Here is a 20,040-nt window from a genome sequence, read left to right on the forward strand (position 1 = left end):
GGGCCATGCGGCCCCTTCATCGTTTCCAAAATACCCCGGGGGTAAGGCCCGCAGGGCCAAGGGGGCAGCGCCCCCTTTTTGCCTTACTTCTCGGGCACCAGTCCGCGCGGCGCGAAACGCAGCACCAGAAGCAGCACGAGACCCATGGCGATGAAGCGCATATGCGGTGCCGAATCCAGCAGGTTCTGGCGAAGGGCGCCGTCGGGCAGGGGCAGCGTGACCAGGTTCATCAGCTCTGGCCCCCAGACCTCGGCCTTGATCCACAGGAACCAGATCAACAGGCCGCCCAGCACCGAGCCCCAGTTGTTCCCCGAGCCGCCGACGATGACCATGACCCAGACAAGGAAGGTATAGCGCAGCGGGTTGAAGCTGCCGGGCGATAGCAACCCGTCCAGCGTCACCATCATCGCTCCGGCAAGTCCGATCACAGCCGAGCCGATGACGAAGATCTGCAGATGGCGTCCCTTGATGTTCTTGCCCATGGCGCTTGCCGCGGTCTCGTTGTCGCGGATCGCGCGCATCATCCGACCCCAGGGCGATTTCAGCGCCAACTCGGCCAGCAGGACCAGACCCAGCAGGACCACAGCGAAGATGCCGGCATACATCAGCTTCACCCAGATGCCGGACGCAGTCGACACGTCCATGCCCCAGCTTGCTGCCTTGGCGACAAAGGCCGGATCATTCTGCAGATCCAGCTCATACGGCACCGGGCGCGGGATGCCGGACATGTTCTTGACCCCGCGCGCCAGCCATTCCTCGTTGCGCAGGACCGCGACGATGATTTCGCCGATGCCCAGTGTCGCGATGGCGAGATAGTCCGAGCGTAGCCCCAGCGCGACCTTGCCCACACCCCAGGCGGCGGCGGCGGCAAAGGCAGCGCCCACGGGCCAGGACAGCAGGACAGGCCAGCCGAGCCCACCAATGTTCCCGGCCGAGGCCGAGTTGTTCGCCTCGATCGCCATGACGGCCGGATCGAACAGGAAGCGGTACAGGACGAAGCCCAGCACCAGGATCGCGATCATGGCGATGGCGCGCAATCGTTGCGGCGCGCGCTGCCAGACCTGGGCGGCCAGGATCAGCGTGGCCAGCCCGATGACCAGCGCCAACAGGACGCGTGGCCCGCCGGCGGACCAGGCGCCCTCGACCGGACGGGTCGCGACCAGCACCGGACCCAGTGAGCCCAAGGCCAGAAAGCCCACGACGCCGGCATTGAAAAGCCCCGCATAACCCCATTGCATGTTCACCCCAAGCGCCATCACGGCCGAGATGAGACCCATGTTCAGGATGGCCAGGGCAGAGTTCCAGCTGCCGGAAAACAGCGCGTTCCGCGTCGTGCCCTCAAGCACGAAAAGCGCGGCAATCACCAGGAAGATCAGCGGGGCGCGCCAAGGGCTGGAGGCGGTGGCCTGACGAGTGTTCGACATGTCTCAGCCCTCCCTCAATAGGCCTTGCCGCGGAACAGGCCGGTTGGCCGGAACAGCAACACGATGATCAGGATAACGAAGCTGACCGAGAACTTGTATTCGGTCGACAGCAATTGCAGCAGTCCCTCGGGTTGGAAGCCCAGATAGGTCGCGATCTTCTTCCAGGGATAGGTCACCGCGACTTCTGAAAAGGCGACGATGAAGCCCCCGGCGACCGCGCCCAGCGGGCTGCCAAGGCCGCCCACGATGGCTGCGGCAAAGATCGGCAGCAGGATCTGGAAATAGTTGAAGGCCTTGAAGGTCTTGTCGAGGCCGTAAAGCGTGCCTGCGGTCACGGCCAACGCAGTCGCGATGATCCAGGTCAGACGCACCACGCGTTCGGGATCGATCCCCGAGAGCAGCGCCAGATCCTCGTTATCGGCATAGGCTCGCATGGCCTTGCCCGCGCGCGAGCGGTTCAGGAACCTGAACAGCGCCCAGCAGGCCAGCGCCGTGACCACCAGCGTCAACGCCTGGCTTGCGCGCAGGGACAGGCCCTCGGTCAGGCCGGTCCATTTTTTGAAATCCTGCACGCTGATCAGGAACCGCGCGCCGTCGTCGAAGCGGATCTCGTTCACGCCGATGACAACGCGGGTCAGGCCGTTCATGATGAACATGACCCCGACCGAGGCCATGACCATGATGATCGGCTCGGATTTCTTGGCGCGGTAGAAGCGATAGACGACGCGATCCGTGCCCAGCACCAGGGCCGAACAGAGCGCGATCCCGATCGGCAGCGCCAGCAGGGCGGTGGGCAACGGGCCAAGGCTGATGCCAAGCGCCTGCAGGCCCCAGGTCACCAGAATCACCAGCGCGGTGCCAAAGGCCATGGTGTCGCCATGCGCAAAGTTCGAAAAGCGCAGGATGCCATAGATCAGCGTCACCCCCAGTGCGCCAAGCGCAAGTTGCGCGCCATAGGCTGCGGCGGGGATCACCACGAAGTTCAGGATGGCCACAAGGGCGTTCAGAATGTCCATGTCAGCCCCCAAGGAACGTGCGTCGGACCTCGGGATCGGCCAGCAGGGCACGACCAGAGTCGGTATAGCGATTGCCGCCTTGCACCAGCACGTAGCCGATATCGGCGATCTCCAGTGCCTGACGCGCGTTCTGTTCGACCATCAGGATCGAGATGCCGGTGCGCGCCACCTCGATGATGCGGTCGAAAAGCTCGTCCATGACGATGGGGCTGACACCTGCGGTCGGTTCGTCCAGCATCAGCAGGCGGGGCTTCGTCATCAACGCGCGCCCGACGGCGACCTGCTGGCGCTGGCCGCCCGAAAGCTCGCCCGCGTTCTGCTTGCGCTTGTCGGCCACGGCGGGAAACAGGTGATAGACCTGCTCCATCGTCTCGCGATAATCGTCGCCCCGGATGAACGCCCCCATCTCAAGGTTTTCCTCGACGGTCATCGTCGGGAAAATGTTATGGGTCTGCGGGACGAAGCCCATGCCCTTGCGGACGCGTTCCTGCGGGGTCAGGCGCGAGATATCCTCGCCACCCAGCGTCACTTCACCCTCGCGCAGGTCCAGCATCCCGAAGACGGCCTTCATGGCGGTGGATTTTCCGGCGCCATTCGGGCCGACGATGACGGCAATCTGGCCCTGATCCACGGCCAGCGTACAGCCGTTCAGAATGTCGGCCTTGCCATAGCCGCCGCGCATGGCACTGGCGGAAAGATAGGGCTGGCTCATCGGATATCCCCCGCGGGCTTGCCGTCGCCGCCCTGACCGGCCTCGGCCCCCAATCCGGGCTGTGCGCCGTGGCTTTCGCCGAAACCGGTTTCCTCGGCAATCTCGGCTGCGACCTTGTTCTTCAGGCCGGTGCCCAGATACGCCTCGATCACGGCTTCGTTCTGCATGATGCTGGAGGCGTTGCCTTGCGCCAGCACCTTGCCTTGCGCCATGACGATCACGGGGTCGCACAGGCGACCGATGAAATCCATGTCATGCTCGATCACGCAGAACGTATAGCCGCGTTCTTTGTTGAGGCGGGTAATTGCGTCGCCGATGGTGCCCAGCAGAGTGCGGTTCACGCCGGCGCCGACTTCGTCCAGAAAGACGATCTTGGCATCGACCATCATTGTGCGACCCAGTTCCAGCAGCTTCTTCTGACCGCCGGACAGGTTCCCCGCCTTTTCGTCAGCGACATGGGAAATGGTCAGGAATTCAAGGACCTCGTCCGCTTTCTTGCGCAAGGCGCGCTCTTCCTCGCGGATGCGGCCACGGTGCAGCCAGGCATTGACCAGGGTTTCGCCTGTCTGCGCGCCCGGAACCATCATCAGGTTCTCGCGGACCGTCATAGACGAAAATTCGTGCGCAAGCTGGAAGGTGCGCAACAGCCCCTTGTGGAACAACTGATGCGGGGCCAGCCCGGTAATGTCTTCCCCGTCCATGACCACCCGGCCGGACGTGGGTGGAAGAACTCCCGCGATGACGTTGAAAAGCGTTGATTTTCCCGCACCGTTCGGGCCGATCAGCCCGGTGATGGAGCCGGTCTCGATCGTCAGGCTCGCGCCATCGACGGCCCGGAAGCCGCCGAAATGTCGGTGCAGGTCATGGACCTGAATCATAGTACTCCCCACTTCGCATTTTTGCGAAGAATTCCCCACAAGGGGTTCTTGTTGTTATCGAAAGGGCCCGGATAAACCGGGCCCCCGAAGCATCTTGCCGATCGCTCAGCGGAAGCCCACGACGTTCAGCTTGCCGCCCTTGAAATCGACTTCGCGATAGACGCCGGCGCTTTCGCCCGGCTCGACCAGCTCGACCGAGGTCGCGCCGACATAATCGACATCTTGCCCTGCGGCAATCAGCTCCAGCGCCTTGCCCAGTTCACCCGGATAGATCTTTTCGCCGGGCGCGTTGGCAACGTCCATCACCTTGTCCTTGTAGACCTTGGGATCCGAGGACTTGGCCGCCTGCATTGCCAGCATGATCAGCGCCGCCGAGTCATAGGACTCGCCCGCATAGGCCGAGGTGCCGTCGAAACCAGCCGCCTTGGCAAGCTCGGCGAATTTCTCATGACCTTCGCCTTCGGCCGAGGGGTTCTGGCCAAACGAGGTTTCAAGCTGGTCGCCGAATTTCTCGGCCAGGACGTTGTTGACCATGCCGTCGGGCAGCACGAAGGTCGAGAAGGCGCCGGTATCCAGCGAACCCTGGATGATGCCCGAGCCGCCCTGGTCGGCATAGCCTGCGACGACCAGCGCATCACCACCAGCGGCGGCGAGCGCGGCGACTTCGGCGGAATAGTCGGCCTTGCCGTCGTCATGCGCGGCCAGGATGGTCACGGTGCCGCCCTTGGCTTTGTAGGCATTGGCAAAACTGTCGGCCAGGCCCTTGCCATAGTCGTTGTTCGTATAGGTCACGGCCACCGACTTGATGCCGCGCTCCAGCACGATATCGGTCATCACTTCGCCCTGGCGCGCGTCGCTGGGCGAGGTGCGGAAGAAGAAGCCCTTGTCGTCGATGGTCGACAGCGCCGGCGAGGTCGCCGAGGGCGAGATCATGACGATGCCGTTCGGTACGCCGACTTTTTCTAGCGAGGCGATGGTCTCGCCCGAGCACATGCCTCCCATGATGCCCTTGACGCCTTCCGCGGTCACCAGACGTTCGACCGCCGCGACCGAGGCGGCTGCGTCGACGCAGGTGTTGTCGGCAACCACGGGGATGATCTTCGAACCGTCCAGCAGTTTGCCGCTGTCCGACACTTCCTTCATGGCAAGCTCGGCACCCTTCTGCATGGGCGGGGCGATGGATTCCAGCGGGCCGGTCAGGCCCAGCGAGAGACCCAGCTTGATATCTTCGGCTCCTGCGGCCCCGGCAAACATGGCACCGGCGACGCTGGCCAGAAGAAGTTTTTTCATATTCAATCTCCCTGAGTGGAACAATGTCCTGTTCGGCACGCTATCGCCCCATGGATGAAAAGAAAAGCGCGCCGATTTCGCAAACCGCATTCCGGAATTGTCTAAAAGAGCAGGTTTTGGCATTCCGCGCTTAGACGGGCGGAGCACCAGTCCCGCGCTGGCGATAGGGCGTGCTGCCAAAGGTTGTGCGGTAGCATTTCGAAAAATGCGAGGCCGAGGTGAAACCGCAGGCCAGCGCGATCTCCATCACGCTCATGTCGGTCTGCATCAACAGGTTGCGGCCACGTTCCAGACGCAACTCCATGTAGTAGCGCTTGGGAGAGCGGCTCAGGTATCTTGCGAACAGCCGTTCAAGCTGGCGGGGCGACATGTCGGCGTCCAGTGCCAGCCGGGCGGGGCTGATCGGATCCTCGATATTCGCCTCCATCCGGGCGATGACCTGCGCCAGTCGCGGATTTCGCGCGCCGATCCGGGTCGGGATCGACAGGCGCTGGTGGTCATCCTCAGATCGGATCGAGGTGTGGATCATCTGGTCGGCGACGCGGTTCGCCAATTCGTTGCCGTGGTCACGTGCAATCTGGCGCAGCATCATGTCGATGGCCGCCGTCCCCCCCGCGGCCGTCAGGCGCGAGCCATCTTCGACAAATACGGTCCGGATCAGAGTGACATCCGGAAATTCCTCGGCAAAGCCGTCCTGATTTTCCCAATGGATGGTCGCGCGCCGCCCGTCCAAAAGCCCGGCCTGCGCCAGCACCCACGCACCGGTGCAAAGCGCGCCCATGCGCGCCCCACGCCGCGCCTCGCGCCGCAGCCAGCCCTGGATCGTCCGGGTCGAGGATTGGGCCACGTCGATGCCGCCGCAGACCAGAATCGTGTCGTCGCGCTGGGTCTCGCCCAGGCCGCCATCCAGCATGACGCGGGTGCCGTTCGAACATGCGGCAAAGACGCCACCTTCGCCCACGACACGCCATTCATAAAGCGGCTTCCCGGAGATCCGGTTTGCCAGCCGCAACGGTTCGATCGCGGCGGCGAAGGAAACCAGCGTAAATCTTTCGAGCAGAAGGAAAAAGTACCTCCGGGGGCGGGGTGCGCCGGGGGCAGGGCTGGCAGAGGGGGCTGGAACGGATTCTGGCATGGGCGCGCACGTGGTAGAATTCCGCGAAGCACATCAGCACTGCGCCTTGTGCGCAAGGCTTTTCCTCGGTTCAGCAAACCTCTATATCCGTCTGACCGTTTCTCAGGAGGACAGGCCAATGGCACATCATAAAACCAGTTCCGCGACCCAGTCATGGGACAAGCGTGGCTGGCGCGCCTATCCGCGCATCCAGATGCCTGATTATCCTGACGCGGCGGCGCTGGACGCGGTCGAGAAGCAGCTTTCCAAGTTTCCCCCGCTGGTCTTTGCCGGTGAGGCGCGACGGCTGAAATCCTCGCTGGCCGAGGTCGCGGCGGGTCGTGCCTTCCTGTTGCAGGGCGGCGATTGCGCCGAAAGCTTCTCGGAATTCTCGGCGGACAACATCCGTGACACGTTCAAGGTCATGCTGCAGATGGCCATCGTGCTGACCTGGGGCGCCCAGCTTCCGGTCGTCAAGGTGGGCCGCATGGCGGGCCAGTTCGCGAAGCCCCGTTCGACCGGGACCGAAACTGTCGCCGGGGTCGAGCTGCCCAGCTATCGCGGCGACATCATCAACGGCTTCGATTTCACCGCCGAGGCGCGTATTCCCGATCCCCAGCGGATGTTGTCGGCCTATACCCAGGCCGCGGCGTCGCTGAACCTGCTGCGCGCCTTCTCGACCGGTGGCTATGCCGACATGCATCGCGTGCAAAGCTGGATCAGCGACTTCACCGGGGGCGAGGAAGCCGCGCGCTACCGCGATATCGCCGACCGGATCAGCGACGCCATGGCCTTCATGGCAGCAGCGGGCGTTACCGCCGAGACGGCGCATGGTCTGGGTTCGGTCGATTTCTATACCAGCCATGAAGCGCTGCTGCTGGAGTATGAAGAGGCTCTGGCCCGCATCGACTCGACCACCGGCCTGCCGGTCGCGGGCTCGGGCCACATGATCTGGATCGGGGACCGCACCCGTCAGCTTGACGGCGCGCATGTCGAATTCGCGCGTGGCGTCCAGAACCCGATCGGGCTGAAATGCGGCCCGTCGATCCCGGACAGCGACCTGAAAAACCTGATCTGGAAGTTGAACCCGGAAAACGAACCCGGCCGCCTGACCCTGATCGCGCGCTTCGGCGCAGGCTCGGTCGGCGATCACCTGCCGCGGCTGATCAAGGTCGTGGAGTCCGAGGGCGCAAATGTGGTCTGGTCCTGCGATCCGATGCACGGAAATACCATCAAGTCGGCCTCGGGCTACAAGACGCGGCCCTTCGACTCGGTCCTGCGCGAAGTGCGCGAGTTCTTCGCGGTCCACCGTGCCGAGGGCACGATCCCCGGTGGCGTGCATTTCGAGATGACCGGCAAGGATGTCACGGAATGCACCGGCGGTGTTCGGGCCGTCACGGACGAGGATCTGTCCAGCCGTTACCACACGGCCTGCGATCCGCGTCTGAATGCCAGCCAATCGCTGGAACTGGCCTTCCTTGTCGCCGAAGAACTGCGCAATCGTCGCGTTGACGGCACAAGGCACGCCAAGGCCAGCTGAGGCGGTCAAGATTCTGAATTGGGGCGGCAGCGCAGGTTGCCGCCCTTTTCATTTCAAGTCGGCCCTAGCGGGGATTGTCCGAGACGATCCGGAATGCGGCGCGGCGCTGCTCTGGCGTGGCGCCGGGCAAGGGGGTGGGCGCGGGGCTCTCCGTGCGGGGCGTGGTCGCCCGCCAGCGCCCCGAGATTTCCCCGACAGGGACCAGTGACGCGGAAGGGGCCATTACCTTCGCCCCTGCCTGCACCGGAACCAGTTTTTCCGAGGTCAGGTCGAAGCGGCGGGGAGCTTGACCAATCTCTCCCTCGACCACGAAGCAGCCGAGCGCGCGGGTGACGTCGCCCAGATCCGAACGCAGCGGCAGCAGCAGAAGCTGCCCTGCCATCGCCGGGCGACCATAGCTTGCGGGCGAGTTCAGGCCGAGTTCCGCGATCTGCGGCGCGCAGAAGACGCTTTCCAGCACGTCCGAAAAGCGCCCGCGCGAGCCCGTATGCAGAAGCGAACAGATGGGCATCCCCCGGACCTCCATTCCCATCGTCTCGATCAGGTGGCTGCCGGCCAGTCGAAAGCGGGCGGTGCCGGGGGCGATCCGTTCCAGGATGAAGGCGTGGTTCAGGGCGCCACGAATGCCACGCGGCTCGACATCCGCCCGTGCCGGGATGGTGCCGTCCTTGCGCAGCCCTTCCCAGTAATCACGCATCTGGCGCAGGATCCGGCCGGGCTGGCTGGTTTCGAAATCGGCGATATGCAGCAACCTGCCCCTGTCTTCGGGAGAAAGGGATAGTGCATCGTCCCGATCATCATCGGGGCCGTGATCTTGTGACATATCAACCAACCTAACCAGAACAGAAACTCGTCATATGGCCGAAATCTAACCCGGATATCGGGCATCTCCGAGAAGTTTCTTGTCCGTTGGTTAAAACCGCCGGATCGGCGGCAAGGGCTTGACCATGCGGCCCCGGCTGCGCCATTCAGGCGCCTCGAACAGACATGCGGATGAAGCCAAGGAGAACGCAGGACATGGAGCGCAGCGGACTTCTGATCATCCTGTCCTCGCCCTCGGGGGCGGGGAAATCGACCCTCGCACGGCGGCTGATGGAATGGGACCCGACATTGCGGTTCTCGGTCTCGGCCACGACACGGAAGCCGCGTCCCGGCGAGGTCGAAGCGGAGCATTACTATTTCCGCGAACGCGCGGAGTTCCAGTCGATGGTCGCCGCCGGCGACATGCTGGAACATGCCGAGGTCTTCGGCAATCTTTACGGCACCCCGCGCGCGCCCGTGGAAGAGGCGATGCGGGCAGGGCGCGACACGCTTTTCGACGTCGACTGGCAGGGTGGCCAGCAGATCCGTGCCTCGGCACTGGGGGCGCATGTCATCTCGATTTTCGTGCTGCCGCCCAGCCTGGCCGAGCTTGAGCGGAGGCTGATCGCGCGCCAGCAGGACGCCCCCGAGGTCATCGCGGCAAGGATGCAGAAAAGTCGCGATGAAATCAGCCATTGGGCCGAATATGACTATGTCATCGTGAACGAGGAAATCGAACGCAGCGAGGCCGAGTTGAAGACCATTCTGGCCGCCGAGCGCCTGCGCCGCGAACGCCAGACCGGACTTGGCCGATTTGTCCGCAGCCTGATGGAGGAAGGCCGATGATCTGGGAACTGGAGGGGATCGCCCCTGAATTGGCCGCGGACGCCTGGGTCGCGCCGGATGCGCAGCTGATCGGGCGGATCGTCATGGAGCCGGGCGCAAGCGTCTGGTTCGGTGCTGTCTTGCGCGGCGACAATGAGGAAATCCGGGTCGGTCGAAACTCGAACGTGCAGGAGCTGACGGCCTGCCATACCGACATGGGTTATCCTCTGACCATTGGGGCGAATTGCACGATCGGGCATCGCGCCATGCTGCACGGCTGCACGATCGAGGATGGCTGTTTGATCGGCATGGGCGCGATCATCCTGAATGGTGCGCGCATCGGTGCTGGCTCGCTGATCGGCGCGGGCGCGCTGATCACCGAGGGCAAGGTCATCCCGCCCGGATCGCTGGTCATGGGCGCGCCGGGCAAGGTCGTGCGCGAGCTGGATGAAGAGGGGCGCGCCCGCCTGCTGAAATCGGCCGAGTCCTATCGCCGGAATGCTGCGCGGTTCCGCGCCGGCCTGCGGGCGGTGGCATCGGAATGACCCCGGCCGAGACGGCCGACCTGCTGGCGACGGTCCCTGTGCCGATGCTGGTCGTCGATGCTCGCGCGCGCGTGGTTGCTGGCAACGACGCGGCCGAGGCGCTGCTGGGGCCGGTTCCCCCGGCGCGGCCCTTCGTCACCGTGCTGCGCCACCCCGAGGTCAACGCCGCGCTGGATTCGGTTCTGGCCGGTGGGGAAAAGGCCCTGCTGAACGCAACGATCAAAACCCGCCAGGGCGGCGTCCTGTGCGCCGTCACCGTGACGCCCCTGCGGCTGGACGGAGACCGCGGCGCCTCACTGGCGATCGAGGATCGTTCCCGCGACGAGGAAACCGGTCAGATGCGGCGGGATTTCGTAGCCAATGTCAGCCACGAGCTTCGCACGCCCCTGACCGCGTTGATGGGGTTCATCGAAACCCTGCGGGGTCCGGCCCGAAACGATCCGAATGCCCGCGATCGTTTCCTTGACATCATGGAGCGCGAGGCGGGCCGGATGAACCGGCTGATCGGCGATCTGCTATCGCTTAGCCGCGTCGAACAGGATGAACGCCGCCGCCCCGGCGACAGGGTCGATCTTGCGGCACTGCTAAGCTCGGTTGTGGTGACCCTCGCGCCCTCGGCGGATGGCGCTGGCGTCAGGATTGCGCTGTTGGGTGTCGAGGGCCCGGCGCTATTGCCCGGCGACGCGGATCAGTTGGTCCAGGTCTTTCACAACCTGATTGAAAACGCGGTCAAGTATGGCGGCAGCGGGGGTCTTGTGACCGTCACGCTGGAGCATCTTGACCATGAGCCGGTGCTGCGCGGTCCCGCCTGGATGATCACGGTGGCCGATCATGGCGAAGGGATCGACGCCCGCCACCTGCCACGCCTGACCGAACGCTTCTATCGCGTAGACAGCCACCGCTCGCGCGAGCAGGGGGGGACCGGTCTGGGGCTGGCGATCGTCAAGCATATCGTCAACCGGCACCGTGGGCGGCTGCGGATCGAAAGCGAACGCGGACAGGGCAGCAGGTTCTTTGTCATCCTGCCCGAAGGCGTCGGGATGACCTGACCGGGGCGCGCGAAGGGTTCCGCGCGCCCGGCCATTCTGGGCTCACTCGGCCGCGTGGCCGGTGATCGCGTCCTGAGAATGGGGCTTCATGCGGAAGCCACGCTCAAGCTGGTCGAAGGGTGCCACCGGATATTCACCCGAGAAGCAGGCATCGCAATATTGCGGGGAGGACTTGTTCCGTCCCTTGGCCTCGCCCACTGCGCGATAAAGTCCGTCCAGCGTGACAAATGCCAAGCTGTCGACGCCGATCCATTCGCGCATTTCTTCCACCGACATCTGTGCGGCCAGAAGCTTTTCGCGGTCCGGCGTGTCGACGCCATAGAAGCAAGGCCAGGCGGTCGGCGGAGAGGCGATGCGGAAGTGAACCTCGGCCGCGCCGGCGTCCAGAATCATGTCCTTGATCTTGCGCGAGGTCGTGCCGCGCACCACCGAGTCGTCGACCAGAACCACGCGCTTGCCTTTGACCAGGGCGCGGTTGACGTTCAGCTTCAGCCTTACGCCCATGTTGCGGATCTGTTCGGTGGGCTCGATGAAGGTCCGGCCCATATACTGGTTGCGGATGATCCCCATGCCGAAGGGAATGCCGCTTTCATGTGCGAAGCCGATGGCGGCGGGGGTGCCGCTGTCGGGGACGCCACAGACCAGATCAGCCTCGACCGGGGCTTCGCGGGCCAGTTCGACGCCGATCTGGCGGCGGGTCTCATAGACCGAACGCCCGCCGATGATCGAATCCGGGCGCGAGAAATAGACATGTTCGAAGATACAGAAACGCCCGGTCGACGGTCCGAATGGACGCGAGCTTTCGACCTCTCCCTGAGAGATGACGACCATTTCGCCCGGCTCGATCTCGCGCAGGAACTCGGCGCCGATGATGTCGAGTGCGCAGGTTTCCGAAGCGAGGACGAAGCCGTCGTCACCGATCTTGCCCAAGACCAGCGGGCGCACGCCCAGCGGGTCGCGCACGCCGATCAGCTTGGTGCGGGTCATGGCGATGACGCTGAAGGCGCCTTCGACGCGACGCAGGGCGTCCTTCATCCGCTCGGGGATGTTGCGCTGGATCGACCGCGCCATCAGGTGAATGATGCATTCGCTGTCCGAACTGGACTGGAAGATCGATCCACGTTCGATCAGTTCGCGGCGCAGCGCCATCGCGTTGGTGATGTTGCCGTTATGCGCGATGGCACAACCGCCCATGGCGAATTCGCCGAAGAAGGGCTGCACGTCGCGGATCGCGGTCGCGGCCTTGGTGCCGGCCGTCGAATAGCGCACATGGCCGATCGCCAGTGAACCCGGCAGCGTCTCCATCAGGCTTTGCTTGGTGAAGTTGTCGCGGACATAGCCAAAGCGATGCGCGCTGTTGAAGCCCTGTTCGGCATCATGGGACACGATGCCGCCGGCTTCCTGTCCGCGATGCTGAAGGGCATGCAGCCCAAGGGCGACGAAATTCGCCGCATCCGCGACGCCGATCACACCGAATACGCCGCATTCTTCGTGCAGACGGTCGTGATCGAAGGGATGGGCAAGAAATGGCTGCATCATCACCGACTCATGTGGCTAGGGGGAGGGCTGTTCTGTGGCGCTTGTGCCGCCAACATAGGGACTCAGCCGGGTGAAGTCACGCCCCGCCGGTCCGCGGGGCGCAATTTATGTCATGGAAGGGTCACGTTCCCGTGGGTCAGTTCGCCGGTGCGGGCGCGGTTGCGGGGGCTGCCGGGGCCGGGGTCGCGGTGCTGGGGGTCACGGTCGATTCCGACATGCAGCCACCGACCAGCTGTTCATAGCGCGACACGACCCAGCCAGGCGCGTCCTGCGGGATCTGTTCGTCCATGCGGTCGGTCATGCGCTGGAAGACCTGGGCAGAGCGCGAATTGTCCACGACGGCGACCGGTTGCGTCGACATCACGCGGTCATAGACGATGAAGGCCACCGCCACCAGCAACACGCCGCGCGCGACACCGAACAGGAAGCCCATGCCCTGATCTACTCCGCCAAGCGCCGACCGCTGCACGACCGACGAGAAAAGCGGGGTGATGATCGAGAACAGCACCAGCGCCAGTGCGAAGACCGCGGCGAAGGCCGCGATGGTCGAAAGTTCGCAACTGTCAGCCAGAAACTTGTTCAGTCCCGGCACCTGCGCAACCATCGGCCGCACCGTGGGGGCAAAGATGAAGGCCAGAACGGCCGCACCGATCCAACCCAGGATCGCCAGCGATTCGCGCACGAATCCCCGGGCATAGGCCAGGATCGCCGAGAGGATGATCACGACCGCAACGATGCCGTCGATGATGGTGAAACCGTCCATTGTCACGCCCTTTCGCGGCCATTTCCGCGTTTGGAGGCAAGTTCATCCGGCACCGAATGTCTCGCCCACGAAGCCCGTCAGATCCGAAACGCGGTTCACCCGCATTCCTCCCACACCCTCGACCTTGGTGGCCGCGGGCAGGATTGCCCGTGAAAAACCAAGTTTCTGCGCCTCTTTCAACCTGTTTTCGGCCTGAGCGACCGGTCGCAGCGCGCCGGACAGGCTGATTTCTCCGAAAAGGACGGCCTCGGCGGGCAGCGGCTTGTCCTCGCGCGCGCTGAGGAGGGCGGCCGCAATGGCAAGGTCGGCTGCGGGTTCGTTGACGCGCAGCCCGCCGGCGACGTTCAGGAAGACGTCGAGCCCGGCAAAGGGTATGGCACAACGCGATTCCAGGACCGCAAGGATGGTCGAGACCCGTCCGGAATCCAGTCCGACCACGGTGCGGCGCGGGCTTGCCAGCGTCGATGGGGCGATCAGCGCCTGGATCTCGGTCAGGACGGGACGCGTGCCCTCGATCCCGGCGAAAACGGCCGAGCCTGCCGCGGGCTGGCCGCGCTCGGACAAAAACAGCGCCGAGGGGTTTGCGACCTCGGCCAGCCCGCCGCCGGTCATTTCAAAAACGCCGATTTCATCTGCCGGACCGAAGCGGTTCTTGTGGGCGCGCAGGATGCGGAATTGGTGCCCACGCTCGCCCTCGAAATACAGAACCGTATCGACCATGTGTTCGACAACGCGCGGACCGGCAATCTGGCCTTCCTTGGTGACATGGCCGACAAGGATGACCGAGGTGCCGCGGCGCTTGGCGAAGGTCACGAGTTCATGCGCACTGGCGCGGACCTGCGCGACCGAGCCGGGGGCCGCCTCGATCCGGTCGGACCAGAGCGTCTGGATCGAGTCGATGATGGCGACATCCGGCCGTTCGGCGTCCAGGGTCGTCAGGATGTCGCGCAGCGCGGTTTCCGCGCCAAGGCGCACGGGCGCATCGCCAAGGCCCAGGCGCTGTGCGCGCAGCCGGACCTGGGCGCTGGCTTCCTCGCCCGAGATATAGATCGCCTGCTGGTCTGACCGGGCGAACGCTGCCGCCGCCTGCAGAAGAAGGGTAGATTTCCCGATGCCCGGATCGCCGCCGACAAGGATGGCCGAGCCCGGAACCAGCCCGCCGCCCAGCACCCGGTCAAGTTCGGCAATGCCGGAGCAGGCGCGTGTCGGGGGCGCTTCCTGCGTCGCAAGGCCGGAAAGCGGGATCGGCTTGCCCTTGAGCGTGCCAAGACCCCTGCCGGGACCCTGCGACAGGGGCGTCTCCTCGATGATGCTGTTCCACTCTCCGCAGGATTCGCAGCGGCCCGACCATTTCCGGTGGCTGGCGCCGCAAGCGGTGCAGGTGAAGGCGGTGACGGGTTTGGCCATGTCGTCTATCTGCCTGTCGGCCCTGTCCCGCACTGCGGCAGGGCTTGCCGCAGTTCGAGGCGTCGCATGGGTATTTGGGAAAAGGTGAAACCGGGCAAACCTAGCGGATCCCAAGCCCGGCGCGCATCAGGACCCGCCTGACCGGACCCGCCGCGTAAAGCGAGCCAAGCGCCGCCGCCCGCAGATCGCGAAGCGGAGGGGCCGCAATCATGCTGGCGCGGTTCAGGGCATCGATCCCCATCAGCCGGGCCAGTGCTTCGGGGCGGCGGCGGCGTTCGTAGCTGTCGAGCGAGGCGCGGCTGCCCGGATCGCCCGCCGAAAGCTCGACGAGATTGGCGAGGTCGGCAAGGCTCATGTTCAGCCCTTGCGCCCCGATCGGGGGAACGACGTGGGCGGCCTCGGCGATCAATGCGGCGCGGGGGCCGGTGAAGCGGTCGGCGATCTGGCTGATGATCGGCCATTCGGTCAGTCGCGTGACCTGGGTCAATTCTCCCAGGATACCAGCCGAGCGAAGGTTCAACTCGCGCGAGAACTCCTGGACGGGCAGGGCGCGCAGGCGTGCGACCTCGGGACCACGCTCCATCCAGACGACCGCCGATGAGGGCTTTCCGTCGCGATCGGGTAGGGGAACCAGCGTAAAGGGACCGCCCGAGCGGTGGATCTCGGTCGAGACATTGTCATGCGGGCGATCATGCGTCACCGCGAAGGCCAGTGCCTTCTGGCCATAGCGCAGCGTGCGCGTGCCGATGCCAAGCGCGCGACGAACCATCGAGTTCCGGCCATCCGCGCCGATGACCAGCCGCGCACGGTGCTGGCTGCCATCGCTGAGGGTGACCAGCGCCTCGGCATCGCGGGCAAGAAGGGCGGTGGTCGCGGTGCCGGGCAGAAACCGGACATTTCCCAGTTCGGCCAGACGGGCCGAGATTTCCCGTTTCAGCAGCCAGTTCGGAAGGTTCCAGCCGAAGGGTTGCTCGGAGATCTCTGAGGCGTCGAAATCCCGCGTCAGCCGCGCCTGCGGAAGCTTTCCGCCCGCATCGATGATGCGCATGACCTGCAGCGGGGTGGCATGGGGCGAAAGCCGTTCCCACAGGCCTGCGGCCTTCAACACAGGGATCGAAGGTTGCAGGAAGGCGGTGCTGCGCAGGTCCGAGCCTTCGGCCGATTCCTCGGTCACGGGCGGGGCGGGGTCGACGCAGGTCACGCGATGCCCGGCGCTGCCAAAGGCCGCGGCCGCGACAAGGCCCGCGATACCGCCACCCGAGACAAGAATGTCGCAGTCCTGCATTGTCATCATCCCGATTTTCGCGCGTTGCCGCGGAGGGCTTCTCCGGGAACATCGACCGATCGCCCGGCCGCAAGCTCGCGCAGGAAGGCGGTAAGATCCATCGTGCGATGCTGGACATGCGCACCGTGATCGTGATCCGCGGCAAGCTCGTCCGGACCGTGGCGCCCGGTTCCGACCAGCACCGTGCGCATCCCCAGTTCATGCGGAACCAGAAGATTCCTCGGGTCATCCTCGAACATCGCGGCGGCAGTGGGATCGAAGCCCGCGGCATCGATCACCGCCGCGTAAGACCCCGGATCGGGTTTCGGCAGGAAGCCCGTCGTGTCGATGCCGTGGATCTCGTCAAAGACCGCAAGTCCGCGATGGTCGAGCACCCTGGCTGCATATTCGATATCGGCGTTGGTGTGGATGATCTTGCGCCCGGGCAGGTCCGAGATCAGCCTTGCCAGATCGGGGTCGGGCACGAGATGTGAGAAGTCGATGTCATGGACTTCACGCAGATAGGGCAGCGGATCGATAGAATGTTCCGCCATCAGCCCGGCCAGCGTGGTGCCGTGCTGGCGCCAGTAATGATCGCGCAGGTGGCTGGCCCGCGCCTCTGACACGCGCAATTCGCGCATCACATAAGCGGTCATGCGCTTTTCGATCTGATCGAAGAGCCGCATCTCGGGCGCATAAAGGGTGTTGTCGAGATCGAACACCCAGGTCGTCACATGATGAAAATCCATGTTCTCTGCCTAAGCCTGTGGCAGGGCGCTTGCAATCCCGTCTGGGACAACGGATCGTGCGGCGCATGAAAGACGCCTATTCCCTGATCCTCAGCGCCATCGACAGCGGCACCTATCGTCCCGGCGATCGTTTGGTGGAATCCGAACTGGCCGAGCGCTTCGGCGTGTCCCGGACGCCGGTGCGCGAAGCCTTGCAGCGGCTTGAAACCCAGTCGATGCTGAAGCGCGACGGGCGCAGCCTGATCGTCGCCACGCTGGACCACAACCAGCTGGCCGAGCTTTATACCGTCCGGGCCGAGCTTGAGGCGCTGGCCGCGCGCCTTGCCGCGCGCCATGCCACGCCCGAAGAGGTTCGGGTTCTGGCCGGGATGGTCGAGGACGATCACAAGATCCTTGGCGATCCACAGGCGCTGTCGCGGGCGAATCGACGGTTTCACCACCAGATCCATCTCGCCTCGCACAATCGCTATCTTGTGCAGCAGCTGGACCTTGTCCATCGCAGCATGGCGCTGATGGCCCATACCACGCTGGCCGCAAAGGGTCGGGACACGGTCACGCTGGACGAGCATCAGGAAATCGTCGACGCGATCGCCGCACGCGACGGCGACCGTGCCGAGGCGGCATTGCGCCGCCATATCTCGATGGCCTTCGAGACCCGCCTGAAGGAAGAGGCGCGGCTGACCGGCGACATCGGCCTGATCGAATGACGCGCACGATCCGCTCGGCCTCGGATCTCGAGGAAGGGGCGGATCACCTGATGCGGGTATGTCCGGTCTGGGCGCGCACCCTGCCCACGCTTGGCCCGCTACCGCTGCGCCGGTGGGAAGAGGGCTTCGTTTCGATCCGCGACGCCATCGTTTCGCAACAGATCTCGACGCAGGCGGCGAATGCGATCCTTGAGCGGATGATCCGGGCCGGGTTGGCTGATGAAGATGGCATTGCGGGGGCCGAAGATGATGTCCTGCGCGCGGCTGGCCTGTCGCGACCCAAGATCCGCTATCTTCGGGGGATCGCTGCGGCCCGGCTGGACTGGCCGGGTCTGCGAGATCTTCCGGATGAGGACGCGATTGCTGCGCTGACCGCCCTGCCGGGGATCGGGCGATGGACGGCCGAGATTTACCTGAAATTCGCGCTTGGCCGCGCAGATGTCTTTGCGGCCGGGGATCTGGCACTGGCCGAGGCGGCGCGGCTGCTTTACGATCTGCCCGAACGACCCGGTCCCGCCGCGCTGACTGCCCTGGCCGAACCCTGGCGACCCTGGCGCGCGGTTGCGGCGCGGGCGCTCTGGGCCTATTACCGGGTGGCGAAAGAGCGCGAGGGGATCAGATGACACGCCAGTTGAAATCGCAAAGGAAAGGCCCGCAAAAGGCTGAATCGGTTGTTGTTTTCCTGCATGGTTATGGTGCCGACGGTGCCGACCTGCTGGGACTGGGCGATCCTCTGTCGCCTCATCTGCCCGGAACCGCCTTCTATGCGCCGGATGCACCCGAACCCTGCCGGAACAATCCCATGGGCTATCAGTGGTTTCCCATTCCCTGGATGGATGGGTCCAGCGTCGAACAGGCGCGCACTTCTGTCGAGCAGTCCTTCCATGACATCAATGCCTTTCTCGACAAGGTGCTGATGGACGAAGGGATCAAGGCTTCGCGGCTGGCGCTGGTCGGATTTTCGCAGGGCACGATGATGTCGCTGGAGGTTGCGCCGCGCCGCGACAAGGAACTCGCGGGCGTGGTCGGCTTTTCGGGTCGGCTGATCGATCCCGACGGGCTGGAAAAAGGCATCCGCACGCATCCGCCGATCCTGCTGCTTCACGGCGATCAGGATCCCGTCGTTCCCTTCGACAGCATGGCCGTCGCTGCGGCTGCGCTGGAAAAGGCAAACTTCGACGTCGAGACCTATGTGATGAAGAACACCCCGCACGGGATTTCGCCCGACGGCTTGTCGCGCGCATTGAATTTTCTGCGGCAGCGACTTGGCGTCAGAACCTGACGTCAACCGTCAGATTGCACTTGAAACCGCTGAAGCAGGGTCTACCTTCAAATCAGAAGAAGAGGAGTCTTGCGATGGATCTGATCTGGATGGCCCTGCTTGTACTGGTTCCCGCCAGTGTGCTCGTCCTCAAATCGGTCCAGGCGAAGCCACAGCGCGTGCCCGTCCGGGCGCGGCGCTGACAATTCGCCTTTGCTGGCGCTGATCTGTTTCAGCGCCAGATTACGGGATCGGCAATTTCGATCGAATTCCCGGCAGGATCGCGGAAATAGATTGACCGCCCGCCCTGGGGCCAGGTGAAATCAGCCTCGATCTTTATCCCCTTGCTCTCAAGATGATCGCGCCACAGCGGGATCTGCTCTGCGCTGGCCGACAGGCAGAAATGGCCGGGACCGTCCGCACCATGCGGCGGCACGGGCAATCTTGCGTCCGGGCGCGGCGGAGTCCGCGTCGCCGCTGCGCAGAAAACCAGCAGCACCTGATCCCCACAGTGGAAGAAGGCATGGCGTCCGGGCTGACGGGCGATCTCGGTCAGGCCGATCACCTCGGACCAGAAACGTGCGGCCCTGTCCAGGTCATCGGCGTAAAGCGCCGTTTCCAGGGGTCCGTTCAGGCGGGGCGGTGCGGTCATGACACCATCCTGTCACGGCCGTCGATACTTTGCCAAGCCCGGCCTTGACCACATGCTGCGCGTCGGACAGAACCGAAGGCAGCAGTTGGAAAAGGACATGACATGGCCTGGATCTATCTGGGAATTGCCGGAATTCTCGAGGTCGTCTGGGCCTTTGCAATGAAGCTTTCGGATGGGTTCACCAAGCCCGTCGCCTCGGTCGTGACCATCGTCGGGTCGATCATCAGCTTCTGGTTCCTGTCGCTGGCGATGAAAAGCCTGCCGCTGGGCACGGCGTATGTGATCTGGACCGGGATTGGTGCGGTCGGTTCCTTTATCCTTGGGATTCTGGTGCTGGGCGAGGGGGCCGATCCCCTGCGCGTTCTGGCCGCCGCCCTGATCATCGCTGGACTGCTGCTGCTGAAATTCGCGACACCGCACTGACCCGGCCTGTCACGCCCGTGTCACGCATCGCGGGTAATCCGTGGTCAGGGCATATATTCAGGGGCTTGTCAGGGCGCGGTC

At 64.4% G+C, this 20,040-nt stretch carries 21 protein-coding genes; 8 read left to right on the top strand and 13 right to left on the bottom strand.

Translation table 11 applies throughout. The features are described 5' to 3' along the window. Window positions 1–83: 83 nt before the first annotated feature. The 6 genes from ACO2Q4_RS18770 to ACO2Q4_RS18795 all read right to left on the bottom strand — a co-directional run bounded on the left by ACO2Q4_RS18770 (window position 84) and on the right by ACO2Q4_RS18795 (window position 6,455). A complete protein-coding gene (locus ACO2Q4_RS18770) occupies window positions 84–1,424 on the bottom strand; it encodes a branched-chain amino acid ABC transporter permease (RefSeq protein ID WP_423321132.1) in 1,341 nt (446 codons plus the stop codon). A 14-nt stretch (window positions 1,425–1,438) separates the two neighbouring features. Then, complete coding sequence (locus ACO2Q4_RS18775; RefSeq protein ID WP_395135263.1) at window positions 1,439–2,440, bottom strand: branched-chain amino acid ABC transporter permease; 1,002 nt, start codon at window positions 2,438–2,440, stop codon at window positions 1,439–1,441. Window position 2,441: 1 nt separating this feature from the next. Further along, window positions 2,442–3,152, bottom strand: a complete 711-nt coding sequence (locus ACO2Q4_RS18780; RefSeq protein ID WP_395135262.1) for an ABC transporter ATP-binding protein — start codon at window positions 3,150–3,152, stop codon at window positions 2,442–2,444. Then, window positions 3,149–4,030 (bottom strand): ABC transporter ATP-binding protein, encoded by an 882-nt coding sequence (locus tag ACO2Q4_RS18785; RefSeq protein WP_311760955.1) that lies wholly within the window; start codon window positions 4,028–4,030, stop codon window positions 3,149–3,151. The genes ACO2Q4_RS18780 and ACO2Q4_RS18785 overlap by 4 nt, the downstream gene beginning before the upstream one ends. A 105-nt stretch (window positions 4,031–4,135) precedes the next feature. Continuing rightward, complete coding sequence (locus ACO2Q4_RS18790; protein ID WP_311760954.1) at window positions 4,136–5,320, bottom strand: ABC transporter substrate-binding protein; 1,185 nt, start codon at window positions 5,318–5,320, stop codon at window positions 4,136–4,138. Window positions 5,321–5,450: 130 nt separating this feature from the next. Beyond that, on the bottom strand, window positions 5,451–6,455 hold the full coding sequence (locus tag ACO2Q4_RS18795) for a GlxA family transcriptional regulator (protein ID WP_395135260.1): 1,005 nt from the start codon (window positions 6,453–6,455) through the stop codon (window positions 5,451–5,453). Window positions 6,456–6,573: 118 nt separating this feature from the next. Here ACO2Q4_RS18795 and ACO2Q4_RS18800 point away from each other — a divergent pair, with 118 nt between their 5' ends. Continuing rightward, on the top strand, window positions 6,574–7,974 hold the full coding sequence (locus tag ACO2Q4_RS18800) for a class II 3-deoxy-7-phosphoheptulonate synthase (protein WP_395135258.1): 1,401 nt from the start codon (window positions 6,574–6,576) through the stop codon (window positions 7,972–7,974). 64 nt (window positions 7,975–8,038) lie between these two features. Here ACO2Q4_RS18800 and ACO2Q4_RS18805 read toward each other — a convergent pair whose 3' ends face one another. Beyond that, window positions 8,039–8,797, bottom strand: a complete 759-nt coding sequence (locus tag ACO2Q4_RS18805) for a PAS domain-containing protein (RefSeq protein WP_395135257.1) — start codon at window positions 8,795–8,797, stop codon at window positions 8,039–8,041. 194 nt (window positions 8,798–8,991) lie between these two features. On the opposite strand from ACO2Q4_RS18805, the gene gmk reads away from it, so the two are divergent. The 3 genes from gmk to ACO2Q4_RS18820 are packed head-to-tail and all read left to right on the top strand — an operon-like array spanning window position 8,992 to window position 11,194. Further along, window positions 8,992–9,621 (top strand): guanylate kinase, encoded by a 630-nt coding sequence (gene gmk, locus ACO2Q4_RS18810; protein WP_311760950.1) that lies wholly within the window; start codon window positions 8,992–8,994, stop codon window positions 9,619–9,621. Continuing rightward, entirely contained in the window at window positions 9,618–10,145 is a 528-nt protein-coding gene (locus tag ACO2Q4_RS18815; protein WP_311760949.1) for a gamma carbonic anhydrase family protein, read from the top strand. Before gmk ends, ACO2Q4_RS18815 begins: the two co-directional genes overlap by 4 nt. Further along, the gene (locus ACO2Q4_RS18820; protein WP_423321138.1) at window positions 10,142–11,194 is read left to right on the top strand and encodes an ATP-binding protein; all 1,053 of its coding nucleotides are present in this window, start codon (window positions 10,142–10,144) and stop codon (window positions 11,192–11,194) included. Before ACO2Q4_RS18815 ends, ACO2Q4_RS18820 begins: the two co-directional genes overlap by 4 nt. A 42-nt stretch (window positions 11,195–11,236) precedes the next feature. Here the strand turns inward: ACO2Q4_RS18820 and purF are convergent, their stop codons facing one another. From purF to ACO2Q4_RS18845, 5 genes are all read right to left on the bottom strand, one after another. Then, window positions 11,237–12,730, bottom strand: a complete 1,494-nt coding sequence (purF, locus tag ACO2Q4_RS18825) for an amidophosphoribosyltransferase (protein WP_311760980.1) — start codon at window positions 12,728–12,730, stop codon at window positions 11,237–11,239. A gap of 139 nt (window positions 12,731–12,869) precedes the next feature. Next, window positions 12,870–13,496, bottom strand: a complete 627-nt coding sequence (locus ACO2Q4_RS18830; protein WP_311760947.1) for a CvpA family protein — start codon at window positions 13,494–13,496, stop codon at window positions 12,870–12,872. A gap of 42 nt (window positions 13,497–13,538) precedes the next feature. Continuing rightward, a complete protein-coding gene (gene radA / locus ACO2Q4_RS18835; protein ID WP_311760946.1) occupies window positions 13,539–14,903 on the bottom strand; it encodes a DNA repair protein RadA in 1,365 nt (454 codons plus the stop codon). Between the two features lie 100 nt (window positions 14,904–15,003). After that, a complete protein-coding gene (locus tag ACO2Q4_RS18840; protein ID WP_423321307.1) occupies window positions 15,004–16,194 on the bottom strand; it encodes a UbiH/UbiF family hydroxylase in 1,191 nt (396 codons plus the stop codon). After that, the gene (locus ACO2Q4_RS18845; RefSeq protein WP_423321141.1) at window positions 16,194–16,916 is read right to left on the bottom strand and encodes a pyrimidine 5'-nucleotidase; all 723 of its coding nucleotides are present in this window, start codon (window positions 16,914–16,916) and stop codon (window positions 16,194–16,196) included. Before ACO2Q4_RS18845 ends, ACO2Q4_RS18840 begins: the two co-directional genes overlap by 1 nt. A gap of 65 nt (window positions 16,917–16,981) precedes the next feature. Between ACO2Q4_RS18845 and ACO2Q4_RS18850 the strand changes: the two genes are divergently transcribed. From ACO2Q4_RS18850 to ACO2Q4_RS18860, 3 genes are read left to right on the top strand one after another with little or no spacing between them, the layout of a single operon-like run. After that, window positions 16,982–17,623, top strand: coding sequence for a GntR family transcriptional regulator (locus ACO2Q4_RS18850; protein WP_423321143.1), 642 nt, complete (start codon window positions 16,982–16,984; stop codon window positions 17,621–17,623). Next, on the top strand, window positions 17,620–18,246 hold the full coding sequence (locus ACO2Q4_RS18855; RefSeq protein ID WP_395135251.1) for a DNA-3-methyladenine glycosylase family protein: 627 nt from the start codon (window positions 17,620–17,622) through the stop codon (window positions 18,244–18,246). Before ACO2Q4_RS18850 ends, ACO2Q4_RS18855 begins: the two co-directional genes overlap by 4 nt. Next, complete coding sequence (locus ACO2Q4_RS18860) at window positions 18,243–18,905, top strand: alpha/beta hydrolase (RefSeq protein WP_423321145.1); 663 nt, start codon at window positions 18,243–18,245, stop codon at window positions 18,903–18,905. The genes ACO2Q4_RS18855 and ACO2Q4_RS18860 overlap by 4 nt, the downstream gene beginning before the upstream one ends. Window positions 18,906–19,116: 211 nt before the next feature. Here ACO2Q4_RS18860 and ACO2Q4_RS18865 read toward each other — a convergent pair whose 3' ends face one another. Continuing rightward, window positions 19,117–19,536: a VOC family protein gene (locus tag ACO2Q4_RS18865; RefSeq protein WP_423321147.1), complete on the bottom strand. Its 420-nt coding sequence runs from the start codon at window positions 19,534–19,536 to the stop codon at window positions 19,117–19,119. A 102-nt stretch (window positions 19,537–19,638) separates the two neighbouring features. On the opposite strand from ACO2Q4_RS18865, the gene ACO2Q4_RS18870 reads away from it, so the two are divergent. Further along, a complete protein-coding gene (locus tag ACO2Q4_RS18870) occupies window positions 19,639–19,959 on the top strand; it encodes a DMT family transporter (protein ID WP_311760939.1) in 321 nt (106 codons plus the stop codon). Window positions 19,960–20,040: the final 81 nt, after the last annotated feature.

Source organism: Paracoccus sp. KR1-242 (assembly GCF_049446195.1).
GTDB classification, from domain to species: Bacteria; Pseudomonadota; Alphaproteobacteria; order Rhodobacterales; family Rhodobacteraceae; genus Paracoccus; species Paracoccus broussonetiae.